Source organism: Pararhodobacter marinus, from assembly GCF_003122215.1.
Classification (GTDB): Bacteria; Pseudomonadota; Alphaproteobacteria; order Rhodobacterales; family Rhodobacteraceae; genus Pararhodobacter; species Pararhodobacter marinus.
The window spans coordinates 1-14,038 of the sequence record NZ_QEYD01000016.1 but is presented as its reverse complement, the minus strand read 5'-3'; the positions used below and the strand labels follow the sequence as shown (position 1 = coordinate 14,038).

General features: G+C 67.9%; 13 protein-coding genes. 3 read left to right on the top strand and 10 right to left on the bottom strand.

Annotated features, from left to right (window positions below; genetic code table 11):
• Nucleotides 1-39: 39 nt before the first annotated feature.
• From C4N9_RS20120 to C4N9_RS20100, 5 genes are all read right to left on the bottom strand, one after another.
• Nucleotides 40-1,683 (bottom strand): CTP synthase, encoded by a 1,644-nt coding sequence (locus tag C4N9_RS20120; RefSeq protein WP_109535135.1) that lies wholly within the window; start codon nt 1,681-1,683, stop codon nt 40-42.
• 205 nt (nt 1,684-1,888) lie between these two features.
• Nucleotides 1,889-2,437: a preprotein translocase subunit SecG gene (secG, locus tag C4N9_RS20115; protein ID WP_109535134.1), complete on the bottom strand. Its 549-nt coding sequence runs from the start codon at nt 2,435-2,437 to the stop codon at nt 1,889-1,891.
• 111 nt (nt 2,438-2,548) lie between these two features.
• Entirely contained in the window at nt 2,549-2,962 is a 414-nt protein-coding gene (locus C4N9_RS20110) for a VOC family protein (RefSeq protein WP_342748833.1), read from the bottom strand.
• Nucleotides 2,946-3,344: a DUF6524 family protein gene (locus tag C4N9_RS20105; protein ID WP_109535133.1), complete on the bottom strand. Its 399-nt coding sequence runs from the start codon at nt 3,342-3,344 to the stop codon at nt 2,946-2,948. Before C4N9_RS20105 ends, C4N9_RS20110 begins: the two co-directional genes overlap by 17 nt.
• 289 nt (nt 3,345-3,633) lie before the next feature.
• Nucleotides 3,634-4,050: a VOC family protein gene (locus tag C4N9_RS20100; RefSeq protein WP_109535132.1), complete on the bottom strand. Its 417-nt coding sequence runs from the start codon at nt 4,048-4,050 to the stop codon at nt 3,634-3,636.
• A 208-nt stretch (nt 4,051-4,258) separates the two neighbouring features.
• On the opposite strand from C4N9_RS20100, the gene C4N9_RS20095 reads away from it, so the two are divergent.
• Nucleotides 4,259-5,554: an adenylosuccinate synthase gene (locus C4N9_RS20095; RefSeq protein ID WP_109535131.1), complete on the top strand. Its 1,296-nt coding sequence runs from the start codon at nt 4,259-4,261 to the stop codon at nt 5,552-5,554.
• A 2-nt stretch (nt 5,555-5,556) separates the two neighbouring features.
• Nucleotides 5,557-5,790: a DUF2842 domain-containing protein gene (locus C4N9_RS20090; RefSeq protein WP_109535130.1), complete on the top strand. Its 234-nt coding sequence runs from the start codon at nt 5,557-5,559 to the stop codon at nt 5,788-5,790.
• A 63-nt stretch (nt 5,791-5,853) separates the two neighbouring features.
• On the opposite strand, the gene C4N9_RS22145 is transcribed toward C4N9_RS20090, so the two are convergent.
• A complete protein-coding gene (locus C4N9_RS22145; RefSeq protein ID WP_109535129.1) occupies nt 5,854-8,970 on the bottom strand; it encodes a hypothetical protein in 3,117 nt (1,038 codons plus the stop codon).
• A 184-nt stretch (nt 8,971-9,154) separates the two neighbouring features.
• Here C4N9_RS22145 and C4N9_RS20080 point away from each other — a divergent pair, with 184 nt between their 5' ends.
• Nucleotides 9,155-9,847, top strand: a complete 693-nt coding sequence (locus C4N9_RS20080; protein ID WP_109535196.1) for a thiamine diphosphokinase — start codon at nt 9,155-9,157, stop codon at nt 9,845-9,847.
• Nucleotides 9,848-9,995: 148 nt separating this feature from the next.
• Here the strand turns inward: C4N9_RS20080 and C4N9_RS20075 are convergent, their stop codons facing one another.
• The 4 genes from C4N9_RS20075 to C4N9_RS20060 all read right to left on the bottom strand — a co-directional run bounded on the left by C4N9_RS20075 (nt 9,996) and on the right by C4N9_RS20060 (nt 13,955).
• Entirely contained in the window at nt 9,996-11,369 is a 1,374-nt protein-coding gene (locus C4N9_RS20075) for an L-serine ammonia-lyase (RefSeq protein ID WP_109535128.1), read from the bottom strand.
• Between the two features lie 219 nt (nt 11,370-11,588).
• Nucleotides 11,589-11,777 (bottom strand): DUF2783 domain-containing protein, encoded by a 189-nt coding sequence (locus C4N9_RS20070; protein WP_109535127.1) that lies wholly within the window; start codon nt 11,775-11,777, stop codon nt 11,589-11,591.
• Nucleotides 11,778-11,779: 2 nt separating this feature from the next.
• A complete protein-coding gene (locus C4N9_RS20065; RefSeq protein WP_109535126.1) occupies nt 11,780-13,426 on the bottom strand; it encodes an FAD-dependent oxidoreductase in 1,647 nt (548 codons plus the stop codon).
• 13 nt (nt 13,427-13,439) lie between these two features.
• Nucleotides 13,440-13,955: a DinB family protein gene (locus tag C4N9_RS20060; RefSeq protein ID WP_109535125.1), complete on the bottom strand. Its 516-nt coding sequence runs from the start codon at nt 13,953-13,955 to the stop codon at nt 13,440-13,442.
• Nucleotides 13,956-14,038 lie beyond the last annotated feature (83 nt).

The window sequence follows — 14,038 nt, the reverse complement described above, 5'->3', positions numbered from 1 at the left end:
GCCCGCCGAAATCGCCCCCTTGGACAGCGGTCCGGATCGTCACACCAGCCGCGAGACCTCGACCGCCGCGCGCACGAAATCGGCGAACAGCGGGTGTGGCTTGAAGGGTTTCGATTTCAGCTCGGGGTGGAACTGCACGCCGATGAACCACGGATGGCCCTTGTGCTCGACGATCTCGGGCAGGCGACCATCGGGCGACATGCCCGAGAAGCACAGACCCTTTTCCTCGAGCTGCTCGCGGTAACGGATATCGACCTCGTAGCGATGGCGGTGGCGTTCCTCGATGGCTGTCGCGCCATAGACCTGCGCGACCAGCGAATCGGCCTTGAGAGCCGCGTCATAGGCGCCCAGCCGCATCGTGCCGCCCTTGTCGTCCCCGACCGAGCGCTGGACCTTGTAATTGCCCTGCACCCATTCCTTCAGGTGATAGACCACCGGCTCGAAGCGCTTGGCGCCGGCTTCGTGGTCGAATTCCTCGGACCCGGCATTCTTGATCCCGGCGAGATTGCGCGCGGCCTCGATCACCGCCATCTGCATCCCCAGACAAATCCCCAGATAGGGGATCTTGCGCTCGCGCGCCCATTGCGCGGCGCGGATCTTGCCCTCGGTCCCGCGCTCGCCAAAGCCGCCGGGGACGAGAATCGCGTGGAAGCCTTCCAGCACGGCGGTGGGATCGCCGGTCTCGAACAGCTCGGCATCGATCCATTCGGCCTTGACCCGCACGCGGTTGGCCATGCCGCCATGGGTCAGCGCCTCGGCGATGGATTTATAGGCGTCTTCCAACTGCGTGTACTTGCCGACGATGGCCACGCGGACCTGACCCTCGGCATGGGTCAGACGGTCCATCACGTCTTCCCAGCGCGTCAGGTTGGGACGCGGCGCCGGGGTGATGCCGAAGGCATCCAGAACCGCCTGATCCAGCCCCTCGCGATGATAGGCGAGCGGCGCCTCGTAGATCGTCTTCAGGTCATAGGCCGGGATCACGGCATCGGGACGCACGTTGCAAAACAGCGCGATCTTGGCGCGTTCCTTTTCCGGAATCGGATGTTCGGACCGGCAGACCAGCACGTCGGGTGCAAGGCCGATCGATTGCAGTTCCTTGACCGAGTGCTGGGTGGGTTTCGTCTTCAGCTCTCCGCTCGCCGCCAGATAGGGCAGCAGCGTCAGATGCATCAGGATGCACTGGCCGCGCGGGCGTTCATGGATGAACTGGCGGATGGCTTCGAAGAAGGGCAGGCCCTCGATATCGCCGACAGTGCCGCCGATCTCGCACAACATGAAATCGACCTCGTCATCACCGACGGCAAGGAAGTCCTTGATTTCGTTGGTCACATGCGGAACGACCTGGATCGTCTTGCCGAGGTAATCGCCGCGACGCTCTTTCTCGAGCACGTTGGAATAGATCCGCCCCGAGGACACCGAATCGGTCTTGCGCGCGGGCACGCCGGTGAAACGTTCGTAATGGCCAAGGTCGAGATCGGTCTCGGCGCCGTCATCGGTGACGAAGACCTCGCCATGCTCGAAGGGCGACATCGTGCCGGGATCGACATTGAGATAGGGATCGAGCTTGCGCAGGCGCACGGTGAAGCCACGGGCCTGCAAAAGCGCCCCCAACGCCGCCGAGGCCAGGCCTTTACCAAGGCTCGACACCACACCGCCGGTGATGAAAACGTAGCGCGCCATGTTCGGAAACTCCCGTGTTCGTCGCCGCCCAGAATGGCCGGATCACGGGAGTCGAGCTATAGCGCAATCCCGCGCGATCCGCAATACGGACGCAACATGCTGAGCGGACAGGGCGCTGGGCCCAAAATGTGGGTTGAAAAAGTCGGATTGAGCGGCCCGGATCGCCTGGATCCGGGACACCGGGATTCGGAGGGGTCTGTGGTGGTTACTCGGCCGGAACCGGCGGCAGCGCGGTCTCGTCGCCCGTCCCGGTCGCGGCGTCGGGCGCCGTTTCGGGGGCGGTTTCGGGGGCAGCTTCCGGCGCAGCGTCGGTGGCCGGAGCCTCAACGGGAGCCTCGGCGGGTGCCTCTGCCGGAGCTTGTACCGGGGCCTCGGCGGGCGGCAGCGCGGGCTCGTCCCCGGCGGGCGGCAGCGCCGGCTGGTCGCCCGAGGGCGGCAGCTGGATGTCGGGCAGCGGGATCGACGGCGTGTCGCCGGCGGGCGCGGTCTCGGCCCCGCCACCCAGCCGGTCGAGCACCGAGGTCTCGGCGGAATTCGACGCGCCGATCACGGTCAGCGCCAGCGAGGTGACGATGAAAGCCGCCGCGAAGCCCCAGGTGAGCTTGGCCAGCCCGGTCAGCGGCGGACGCCCGGCCTGCGGCCCCATCGCACCGCCGCCAATCCCCAATCCACCGCCTTCCGAGCGCTGCAAGAGCACGACGCCGATCAGCGACAGCGCGAGGAGAAGGTGGATGATCAGGACGACAGTCTGCATGGGGCGGCCTTTGTCTCGGTTCGCGCCTATCTATGATGCTCAATTTGGGGGCGCAAGCCCCTTGGCCCGCCTGTGGCCGCGTGTTTCAGCCGCGATCAGGCGCGCGTGGCCTCATTCCGGCGCCTCGCAGACCGCCGACAGCTTGTTGCCATCGGGGTCACGCAGATAGGCGGCGTAGAAATGCGGGCCGTAATCGCGCAGACCCGGCGCGCCCTCGTCGCGGCCGCCATGGGCAAGGCCCGCCGCGTGAAATGCCCGCACTGCCGCGCGCGAGGGCGCGTTGAAACAGGCCATGGTACCATTCCCGGCACCGGCGGGGCGGCGGTCATAGGGCTCGTTGATCCAGAAGCCGCTATGGGAAGCGCCGGGCAGGCCATATCCCCGCCCATGCGCGTCGTTCTCAAGCCGGGTATAGCCCAGCGCACCCAGCACGGCGTCGTAGAAATCCTGCGCGCGGTCCAGATCGCCCGTACCCAAGGTCAGGTAGCTGAGCATGGCATTGGCGGGGTCACTCGACATCGACATCGTCCACATCCGCCTGCCCGCTGATTCGCCGCCGCACGATCGACCAGCTCAGCCCGATCCCCAGCACCAGCGAGGCGATCAGGATCCCGAGCCATGCGTTCAGCCCGGGATCGGAAATGTCGATGATGCCGTAATCGACCAGCACCCAGATCAGCGCGGCGAAGACGGCAGCGACCAGCGCCATCCCCAGCGGCCCGATCGAGCGCAGCGTCGCGCGCAGATAGATGATCCAGCCAATGAGCAGGATCAGCCCCGCCAGCACCGTGACCGGCAGCTGCGTGGTCCCGGTATCGAGCGCCCAGCGGGTGAAATTCCACGGCGTGGGGTTCCAGGTGGCGGCGACCAGGACGAAGGCGATGAGCCAGCGGATGAGAAAGGGCATACGGGAAAACCTTTTGAAACGGTGTCCCCATAGGTGCCCAAGAGGCGGCACGCTGTCCAGAGGAACGGCCTGCACGGGGGTGTGAGCGGACCGCGTCTGTGCGGCGCCCTCGTCCCTGCGTCATCCCGGGTGGGGCGGTCGCATGAGTATTTGTGGCAGAATGAAAGGGGGACGCGGCGCGGGCCGAACCCTGTCCGCCCCGCACCCTTGGTTCGAGTAAACGTCGCCGATGCGCCGAGGGGCCGGCACGGAGGAGATCCGGCCACGTGGCTAGCGCGAGTTCCGGTTGTCAGTCGTCGCGGCCCGGCTCGTCGGGGTCGTTGGAGAAGAGCGCGATCTTGTTGCCCTGCGGGTCGCGCAGATAGGCCACGTAGAAATCTGCGCCATAGTCGGCGCGGAAGCCCGGCGCGCCTTCATCCGTGCCCCCGGCCTCGAGACCGGCGGCATGGAGCCTGCGCACCTGTTGCTGACTGCGCGCCAGGAAGGCGACCATCGTCCCGTTCCCTGCCCTGGCCGGGGCGCCGTCGAACGGGGGTTTGACGTAGAAATCGGGCAGAACGGGGCGTTGACCGGGCGGGACCGGCAGCGCGTAGCTCAGCCCCTCGGGGCCTTCGTCGAGCCCGTAGCCCAGCGCGGGCAGGAGCGCATCGTAGAAGCGGCGGGCACGCGCCATGTCGTCCGCGCCGACGGTGACATAGGCGATCATGCGGCGTCCTCCTTGTTCCCTGCGGGCGGCTCCGCGCCGCCCCGCTAGGGTTTATGCCCTCGATGTGATCGGCTCAAGACCGGCCGGCCTTTGCTCACCGGCACGCAGCGTGGGGCGAAAGCGCGCGCGGCCCGAAAAGACTGTTTCACCCGCGCGCGCGCATCGTTATAGAACGCACGGTTTCACCAAACCGGGGAAGGACTCCGTCATGGCCAACGTGGTTGTCGTGGGCGCCCAATGGGGCGACGAGGGCAAGGGCAAGATCGTCGACTGGCTCAGCGAGCGCGCGGATGTGATCGCGCGCTTTCAGGGGGGCCATAATGCCGGCCATACCCTTGTCATCGACGGCAAGGTCTACAAGCTGAACGCGCTGCCCTCGGGCGTGGTGCGGGGCGGCAAGCTGTCCGTGATCGGCAATGGCGTGGTTCTGGACCCCTGGCACCTGGTGTCCGAGATCGCCAAGATCCGCGAGCAGGGCGTCGAGATCAGCCCCGAGACGCTGATGATTGCCGAGAACACGCCGCTGATCCTGCCGATCCACGGCGAACTGGACCGCGCGCGCGAAGAGGCGGCCTCGAAGGGCACGAAGATCGGCACGACCGGGCGCGGCATCGGCCCGGCCTACGAGGACAAGGTCGGTCGCCGCTCGGTCCGGGTGGCCGATCTGGCCGATCCCGCGACGCTGGCCGCGCGGATCGACCGCGCGCTACAGCACCACGACCCGCTGCGCCGGGGGCTGGGCATCGAGCCTGTCGACCGTGAACGGCTGCTCGCCGATCTGACCGCCATTGCGGGCGAGATCCTGCCCTATGCGGCGCCGGTCTGGAAAGTGCTGACCGAGGCGCGCAAGGCGGGCAAGCGGATCCTGTTCGAAGGGGCGCAGGGCGCGCTTCTGGACATCGATTTCGGGACTTATCCCTTCGTCACCTCGTCCAACGTCATCGCCGGACAGGCGGCGACCGGGGTGGGCGTCGGTCCGACCTCGATCGATTACGTCCTGGGCATCGTGAAAGCGTACACGACGCGGGTGGGCGAAGGCCCCTTCCCGACCGAGCTGAACGACGAGGTCGGCCAACGGCTGGGCGAGCGGGGCCATGAGTTCGGCACCGTGACAGGTCGCAAGCGCCGCTGCGGCTGGTTCGACGCGGCGCTGGTGCGCCAGACCTGCGCGACCTCGGGCGTGTCGGGCATTTCGCTGACGAAGCTCGACGTGCTCGACGGCTTCGACGTGCTGAAGATCTGCGTGGGCTACGAGCTGGACGGCCAGCGGCTGGATTACCTGCCCATCGCCTCGGAAAGCCAGGCGCGCTGCACGCCGGTCTATGAAGAGATGGACGGCTGGTCGGAATCGACCGTCGGCGCGCGGTCCTGGGCCGATCTGCCGGCGCAGGCGATCAAGTATATCCGCCGCATCGAAGAGCTGATCCAGTGCCCCGTCGCGCTGGTCTCGACCAGCCCCGAGCGCGAGGACACGATCCTCGTCACCGACCCGTTCGCGGATTGATCATGGCGCTGTCGTACAAAGCACGGCGGCGGCTGTCGCTTCTGGTCCTGCTGGTGGCGCTGCCGCTCTATATCGTCGTGGCGATCAGCCTTGTGAACCTGTTCGACCGGCCGCCGATCCTGTTGGAGCTGGCGATCTATGCCGCGCTGGGCGTGGTCTGGGCGCTGCCCCTGAAAGCGGTGTTCAAGGGCGTCGGGCAGGCCGACCCCGACGACAGGCCGGACGACGAGCTGTAACGCGAAACGGGCGCCGAGGGATCGGCGCCCGTTTTCGTTGACCGGCCCGTTTGTCGCGGGCGGTCACTGCCCGGCGAAGCGGCGCGCCTGTTCGGCGAATTCCGATCCGGGGGCAAGCTGAAACTGGCCGCGACGCGAACGCGCCAGGCTTCCCTGGCGCATCAGCAGACCGAAGGTGCGAAGCAGGTTCTCGCGCGAGCGCGTCATCGGCAGGTTGGTGGAAACCACATGCCGCATCACCTGCGGGCGCGAGAATTCCTCGAGCCCCTCCACATGCGTGATATAGGCCGCAGCGGCCTCGGTCAGTTCGGCAAGGGTGGTCAGATGCATGGGCCCGACGAAATCGTCGAAGGCCTTGCCCCGTGGCATCGGTGTCGCGGGGGCGTCCTCGTCGAACAATTCCTCGACCGCGAGAGCGCCGGTATTGATCCGGCGGGGGCGGACGAGCTCGGTCTCGGCGGGCCGGTCGATCCGCTGCTCGCTGACCAGAACCAGGGGCGGCTGGGCGCTGCGCGGGCGCTGGGTGCGCTGGGTCACCGGGCGCTGCGGACGGCGCGGGCTGCCCTCGTCGGCGGCCTCGTCCCCGTTGGGGCGCACCGAGCGTTCCAGATCGGCGCGGTAGCGGGCGATCTCGGCCTGCTGGGCGACTTCGGGGTTGCGGGCCGAGCCCGCTTCCTCGTCCGCGCGGGTGGCGATGACGGCGGCTTTCAGGTGGCTCAGCGTCGACTGGCGGCGCTGGGCGTCCTCGTTCGACAATTCGGTGTCGGCCTGGATGATCAGCCGGTCGACGGCGGCATCGGCGGCCTCGCCGCGCAGCAGCGCGCGGCGCTCGCTTTCGGCGCGGCGGGCGGTTTCCGATTCCCGCTCGACCGCGGCGAGCTCGGCGACCAGCGCGGCCTCTTCCTCGGCGGCAAGACCGGTATCGCCCAGCGCCCGGGCGACGCGGGCCTCGATGTCGTCGTCTTCGTCCTCGGCCCCGTTTTCGGCCCCGTTTTCGGCCCCGTCCTCGACCCCGGTGCGGGTATCGGCATGCGCTTCGGCGGCGGGGACAGCGTCGTCCTTTTGTTCAGCGGCCGAGGGGGCCTCGGTCAGCGCCTCTTCATCGGCAAAACCGTCTTCGGCGAAGGCGGCCATCGTGGCACGCACGCTTTCGGTGCTGTCCGGGCGCGCGGGTTCGGGCGCCTGTTCCGGCTCGGGCCGGGCCTGCGCGGCGGGACGCGGGCCCGGGCGCACGATCACAACGCGGCGCCCCTGACGCGGCGCGGCGGGCGTTTCGGCATCCGCTTTCGGAGCAGCCGCGTCCCCCCAGTTGTCGCGCGCCGCAAGCTCGGCGCGGATCTGCGCTTCCAGACGCTGACGCTCGGCGGCGAAACGCTCGCTCTCGTCGTCGCGACCTTCGGTGCTTTCGTCTTTTTTGTCAGAGGCTTCCGGGGCGTTCTCGAAGGCGGCGTCGCGCTCATGGGCCAGGCGCGCAGCTTCGGCGGCGACCACCTCTTCTTCGCCCGGAAGGTCGTCTGACATTTCAATGTCAGACATCGAACCTTCTTCCGCCAGCCGGGCGGCGACGGCAGCAGCCTGCCGCTCGTCTTCAAGCCGCGCGGCCTCTTCCGCGGCCCGGCGCTCGGCCTCCAGCCGGTCGGTCTCTTCTTTTGCCAGACGTTCAGCTTCCAGACGTGCGGCCTCTTCGGCCGCCAGACGCTCGGCCTCCAGACGCGCAGCTTCCTCGGCGGCCAGACGCTCCGCCTCCAGACGTGCGGCCTCTTCGGCCGCCAGACGCTCGGCCTCCAGACGCGCCGCTTCCTCGGCGGCCAGACGCTCCGCCTCCAGACGCGCGGCCTCTTCGGCGGCCAGACGCTCGGCCTCCAGACGTGCGGCTTCCTCGGCGGCCAGTCGCTCGGCCTCCAGACGCGCGGCTTCCTCGGCCGCCAGACGCTCGGCCTCCAGGCGCGCCGCTTCCTCGGTCGCCAGGCGCTCCGCCTCCAGACGCGCCGCTTCCTCGGCGGCCACTCGCTCGGCTTCCAGACGGGCCGCTTCAAGGCGTTCGGCCTCCAGCCGCTCGGCGTCAAGACGCTCAGCCTCGATACGGGCCGCTTCTTCCGCAGCGGCATCGCCATCGGCGGTTTCGTCGGCCAGTTCCTCCATCGAGCCATAAAGCGGCGCGGCGTCGAACGGCGCGGGCTCATAGGAAGCGGCGTAGCCGGTCGCGTCGCTCATGGCAGGCGCGGACTGACCGGCGTCGAATTGCCGATCGGCATAGACCTGATTGTCGCCGAAATAAGCGTTCTGCGGGGCGGGATACGGCGCGGCGCCGGAAACGCTCTCGTCCTGCCAGCCCCCGTCCGGGCCTTGGCCGTCATCCTGCGACCAGCCATCCTGCGAGACGGTTTCGGGCTCGAAGGCGGGCGCGGCAGGGCCTTGCTCCCACGCGGTATCGATCCAGCCCTCGGCCGCCCAGGGCGTCGACGCTTCGGTCTGCTCGGCCTCAAAGGACGCGGACTGCGCAAGCGTCTCGGTATCGGCGCCCGGCTGGTTCGCCTGCAACTCGACGGGCGTATCGACCAGCGCTTCAGGGGCATCCCATTCGCCTTGCGCCCCGGCGTCGTCATCGTCTTCCGCGTGGATCGCGGTCTGAACGGCGTCCTTAAGGCTCTCTTGCGGCGCGTCCTGTTCTTCGGCGGCACGCACCTGCGCGACGGCGGCGCGGATCCGCTGCAGCTTGGCCGAGATATCGCCAAGCTGGCCGCTCTCGTCCATGCCCGCCTCGGCTTGGCTGTCCCCCCGGCTGGCCGCGGCCTCGACCGCATCGGCGGCGGCCAGGGTCCGGGCGCTGGCCGCATGGCGCGGCGCTTCCCCGTCGGGGCGGCCCTCGCTGCTTTCCTCCGCCGGGTCCTGTTCGGACTGTTCCTCTTCCGCCTGCGCCGCCTCGATCTGCGGACGCAGCACGACGCCGTTTTCCTGGATGCTCGCCTCGACCCTGCGCTTGATCTCGCGCTCGGCGATCTTGTGCAGCATCTCGGCATCGGGCGTCGGCGGCTCGGCGCCGAAATAGCGGTCCTCGGCGGCGAGGTCGCGGAAATACTCGGCGATCGCCTTCATCGTGCTGAACGGCTCGTCGAACCCTTCGAGGGTGCACGAGAAGGTCCCATAGGACACCGTCAGGATTTTGCTCGGACCGACCATACGCTTTTCAACCCTCAATGATTTCGAGGTCTACATCTCAGGCTCGACTTTGACTGCCTCAAGGGTGCGCCAGTAAGGAGCGCCCAAGGTAATTTCTTGATCGGATTGTGGCCAAGCTTGCCCGGCCCTGCCCCAATTGACAAGCGCCGGGCCATCGCGACATGTAGCGGCCATGTCGGTTCTCATGACCAAAACGCAGGGCATCACCCTGATCGGCGGGGGCGCGCCGGGCGGGGAATCGCTCAGGCGGGCGCTCTCGGTGGCGCCGCACCTGGTGGCGGCGGATGGGGGTGCGGATGCGGCGCTGGCGCTGGGATACCGGCCCGATCTGGTGGTCGGCGATCTCGATTCGCTCTCGGATGCCGCGCGCGAGACGCTCGGCCCCGGGCGCATCCACCACGATCCCGATCAGGAGACCACCGATTTCGACAAGGTGCTGGCGGCGGTCTCGGCGCCGGTGCTGATCGCGGTGGGATTCACCGGCGCGCGGCTCGACCATACGCTGGCCGCGATGAGCACGCTCGCGCGCAACCCCGAGCGACGCCTCATTCTCGATACCGGCGAGGATCTGTGCCTGCTCTGCCCGCCCGAGCTGGACCTGCGGCTCGATCCCGGCACCCGCGTCTCGCTTTACCCGCTGGCGCCGCTGCGCTGCGCCTCGAACGGGCTCGAATGGCCGACCGATCCGCTGCGCTTCGATCCGCTGGGGCGTATCGGCACCTCGAATGCAGCGCGGACGGGTCCCGTCAGCCTCGCCCCCGCCGCGCCGCAAATGCTGCTGCTGATCCCCGTTGCGTCGCTCGATGCCCTGCTGGCGGGACTGGCAGAGGCGCCCTCCTGGCCTGCTCTTTCACAAATCCGACCCGATCTCGCCTGAACGCCCTAGATAACTGCCACATGCTGGCACTTATCCGATATCGCGCGAAAGCCTGACCTTTTCGGCGCCCCTCATCTTTGTTCCACAAATATCCTGGGGGGAGGGTCGGGCGCAGCCCGAACCGGGGGGCAAAGCCCCCCTGCCCGCTTCAGCAATTGGGCACGTTGACCGCCAGCCCGCCCAGCGCCGTTTCCTTGTATTTCTCGCTCATATCCGCGCCAGTCTGTCGCATCGCCTCGATACAATTGTCGAGCGGCATGAAATGCGCCCCGTCCCCGCGCAGGGCCAGCGAGGCCGCCGAGACCGCCTTGATCGCGCCCAGCCCGTTGCGTTCGATGCAGGGGACCTGCACCAACCCCTTCACCGGGTCGCAGGTCATGCCCAGATGGTGCTCGAGCGCGATCTCGGCGGCGTTCTCGACCTGTTCGGGACTGCCCCCCATCACCGCGCAAAGCCCCGCCGCCGCCATCGAGGCGGCCGAGCCGACCTCGGCCTGGCAGCCGCATTCCGCGCCCGAGATACTGGCATTGTGCTTGATCAGCCCGCCGATCGCCGCGGCCGTCAGCAGGAAATCCTCGATCTTGTCCGAGGACGCGCCCGGCACATGATCGAGCCAGTAGCGGATCACCGCCGGCACCACGCCCGCCGCCCCGTTGGTCGGCGCCGTCACCACCTGCCCGCCGGCGGCGTTTTCCTCGTTCACGGCCATCGCATAGACCGACATCCAGTCGTTGATCACATGCGGCGCGGTCAGGTTCAGGCCCCGTTCGGCCAGAAGCGCCTGATGGATGCCGCGCGCGCGCCGTTTCACCTTCAGCCCGCCGGGCAGGATGCCCTCGCCCTCGAGCCCGCGCTCGATGCAGGCATTCATCACCGACCAGATCCGCGCGATCCCCGCTTTCAGCTCCTCGGGGCTGCGTCGCGTCAACTCGTTGGCGCGCTTCATCGTGGCAATCGACAGCCCGCTCTCGCGCGCCATCGTCAGCATGGCCTCGGCGCTCTCGAACGGATAGCGCACCGGCACCGCGCCCGGACCGTTCTCGCCGGCATGCAACTCGGCCTCGGTAACGACGAATCCGCCGCCGATGGAGTAATAGGTCTCCTGCGCGATCACGTCGCCCTGCGCATCGGTGGCCATCAGGATCATCCCGTTGGCATGCCCCGCCAGGGCCGGGCCGTAATCGAAGATCAGGTCCTCCTTGGGATCGAAGCGCATCGCCGGCAGGTCGGGCGGGTTCACCTGTTTCGTCGCGGCGATCTCGGCCATGACGGCATCCGCGCGCGCGGCGTCGAAGCTCTCGGGCACGAAACCCGCAAGACCCAGGATCACCGCGCGGTCGGTCGCGTGACCGACGCCGGTAAAGGCCAGCGACCCATGCAGCGAGGCCCGCAGGCCATGCGGCTGAAACGGCGATCCACGCAGCCGGTCGAGAAAGCGCGCGGCGGCAACCATCGGCCCCATCGTATGCGAGGATGACGGGCCGACGCCGATCTTGAAGATGTCGAAGACGGACAGAAACATGGACGCGCGCTCCGAAAGGATGTTCGCGCCACCCTAGCGGCCCTGCCCCGCGCCAATCGACCATCAGCGACCACCGGGACCGCTTTTGCGCCCTCCCCCTTCACGCTGCCGAAAATACTCGGCCGCGCCCTCGCCGCCCGCGCGCCGCCGGAATTGGGCGGCGGCCGAAGCGCGCGGGGGTGGGCGGGTGGAGCGCGCTTCGGCCGCCTTCGGGCCTGCTCAGCCCTCGGCCACGGACAGCGCTTCGGCGATCACCGCCTCGTCGCCGATATGGTTGATCAGCGTCAGGATTAGCCGCGCGTTGAACGCGTCGCTTTCGTCCTTCGTCTTGCCCTCATGCGCGTCGATCAGCATCTGATAGACGTCGTCGGCGCGCGCCACGTTGCGGGTGGTGTTCAGCTGTCCCATTCTCACTGCTCCTTGCCGATGTCATGCCCCGTCGCGCGACCCAGCGCCTGCGCGACCGCCCGGTCGTCCCAGGTCTCCCAGCGCGCGGCGACATGCTGGTCGGGGCGGATCAGGTAGACGGCCGACCGCGCCTCGCCCAGATAGCGCTCGCGCAGAAGCGGCGCGTCGGCGGCCGAGACTTTCACGACCTCCAGATCAAGCCCGTGCGCGCTGAAGGTCTCGGGCACCTCGGCATCCACGGCAAGGATCTGGAACGCCGCCCCCTTGCGCGCGCCCAGCCGCTCGATCAGGAACCCGTCGCCCAGCGGCACGTCCGGGCACGGCGCGCCGGGGCGCGCGCGGGCCGGGCCGCCGGGCAGGTCGTCCGCGCCGTTCAGCGGCAGCCCGTCATAATAGCAGGGCACCGACAGGCGCCCCGAATTGACGAAGGGCCGGGCGAAATCGTGCTTGTCCGACAGGGCCAGAACCGCGTCGCGGAAGATCTTCGATGTCTCGGATTTGGGCGTGATGAAATCGGTCGACCGGGTCGAGTTGAGGATATTCTCGTCCGCGCCATGCTCGCGCTCGGCCGAATAGCTGTCGAGCAGCGCCTCGGGCGCCTTGCCGCTGATGACCAGCCCCAGCTTCCATCCCAGATTGTCGACGTCCTGAATGCCCGAATTGGCCCCCCGCGCGCCGAAGGGCGAGACCTGGTGCGCCGCGTCCCCGGCAAAGAACACGCGGCCATGGCGGAAGCTTTCCATCCGCTTGCACTGGAACGTGTAGATCGACGACCAGACCATGTCGTATTCCACGCCCTTCAGGAAGGCGTCGAGACGGCGGCGGATATTCTCTTCCTTCATCTCTTCCTTGCGATCGACATCCCAGCCGATCTGGAAATCGACGCGCCAGACATTGTCGGGCTGGCGGTGCAGCAGCATCGAGGCGCCCTCGCCATGGCTGGGCTCGAACCAGAACCAGCGTTCGGTGGGGAAATCCACGTCGCCCTTCATGCGGATATCGGCGATCAGGAAGCTGTCCTTGAACACCTTGCCGGTAAAGCCCAGCCCCAGCTTGTCGCGCAGGGGCGAGTTCGCGCCGTCCGCGGCGACCAGCCAGTCGGCCTCGACCGTATAGGGGCCGTCCGGGGTCATCACCGTCAGGACGACATGGTCGTCCTTCACCTCGATCGCATCGACGCGGTTCTTGCCGCGCAGCTGGATCGGCGCGCCCTCGGCCTGCAGCGCGCGCAGGCGTTCGATCATGAAGCTTTCGAAATAGGGCTGCTGCAGGTTGATGAAGGCCGGGTATTTATGGCCATCCTCGGGCAGAAGGTTGAATTCGAACACTTTATGGTCGCGATGAAAGACCTTGCCCAGGTTCCACGTCACGCCTTTTTCCACCATCGGCGTGCCGCAGCCATAGCGGTCGGCGACTTCGAGGCAGCGCTTCGAGAAACAGATCGCACGCGAGCCCATGCCGACGCCTTCGTGGTCGTCGAGCACCAGAACCGGGATCCCCTGCTGGCCCAGATCCAGCGCCGTGGCGACACCGATAGGCCCGCCGCCCACCACCACGACCGGGTGCCGGACGGGGGTGTCGAGATCCTGATCGGCGGATTTCTCGTAGGGATAAAGCTTGTAGGCAAGCGTGTAGCGGTCGTCGAACATCGGGGCTCCTCCGTCAGCCGAAATAGGCCTGCGCGCTGGGCACGCGGCCGTATTCAAGGTGAAAATCGTCCAGTTGCGGCGGCGCGATTCCGGCATCGGCCACCATCGTATGCGCCTGACCCCGGTGATGGATCTGGTGCTGAAACAGATGCAGCAGGATCGGCCCGACCCGCTCGGTCACCGGCCCTTCGGGGCGCTGCGTCGCGCGCGGCGCGTCCAGCATCGCGGGCGTCAACGCCTGACAGAACCGCGCAAGGCGCAGATCGGCCTCGGCCTGCGCGCTTGCCAGCGCGCTCATGCTGTCCTGTTCGGGCCGGTCATAGACCGCAAGCCCCTCGCCCGCCTCTTCCAGCGCGTCGATATAGTAAAGATCGACCAGCCAGATATGGTTGAGCGTTTCCTTCAGCGACGGAAAGAAGCCCGGGCGCGGGGCCGCGAACCCGTCCTCCGACAGCCCCGACAGCGCCCGGTAGAGCGTCGCGTTCGCCCAGGCATTGTTCAGGGCCATCGTCAGGAACGGGTCGCGCATCGCCTTACCCCTGCAGGTCGTTCCACATCTGCTGATCGCGCTCGGCGGTCCAGATGCGGGGGGTGTCGATGCCGCGGGCCTCG

Coding starts and splice junctions, on each gene's coding strand:
- C4N9_RS20080 (WP_109535196.1), top strand. CDS start 9,155: ATGACCAAAACGCAGGGCATCACCCTGATCGGCGGGGGCGCGCCGGGC.
- C4N9_RS20060 (WP_109535125.1), bottom strand. CDS start 13,955: ATGCGCGACCCGTTCCTGACGATGGCCCTGAACAATGCCTGGGCGAAC.
- C4N9_RS20065 (WP_109535126.1), bottom strand. CDS start 13,426: ATGTTCGACGACCGCTACACGCTTGCCTACAAGCTTTATCCCTACGAG.
- C4N9_RS20105 (WP_109535133.1), bottom strand. CDS start 3,344: ATGCCCTTTCTCATCCGCTGGCTCATCGCCTTCGTCCTGGTCGCCGCC.
- C4N9_RS20090 (WP_109535130.1), top strand. CDS start 5,557: ATGGCGCTGTCGTACAAAGCACGGCGGCGGCTGTCGCTTCTGGTCCTG.
- C4N9_RS20110 (WP_342748833.1), bottom strand. CDS start 2,962: ATGTCGATGTCGAGTGACCCCGCCAATGCCATGCTCAGCTACCTGACC.
- C4N9_RS20120 (WP_109535135.1), bottom strand. CDS start 1,683: ATGGCGCGCTACGTTTTCATCACCGGCGGTGTGGTGTCGAGCCTTGGT.
- C4N9_RS20070 (WP_109535127.1), bottom strand. CDS start 11,777: ATGGGACAGCTGAACACCACCCGCAACGTGGCGCGCGCCGACGACGTC.
- C4N9_RS22145 (WP_109535129.1), bottom strand. CDS start 8,970: ATGGTCGGTCCGAGCAAAATCCTGACGGTGTCCTATGGGACCTTCTCG.
- C4N9_RS20075 (WP_109535128.1), bottom strand. CDS start 11,369: ATGTTTCTGTCCGTCTTCGACATCTTCAAGATCGGCGTCGGCCCGTCA.
- C4N9_RS20095 (WP_109535131.1), top strand. CDS start 4,259: ATGGCCAACGTGGTTGTCGTGGGCGCCCAATGGGGCGACGAGGGCAAG.
- secG (WP_109535134.1), bottom strand. CDS start 2,437: ATGCAGACTGTCGTCCTGATCATCCACCTTCTCCTCGCGCTGTCGCTG.
- C4N9_RS20100 (WP_109535132.1), bottom strand. CDS start 4,050: ATGATCGCCTATGTCACCGTCGGCGCGGACGACATGGCGCGTGCCCGC.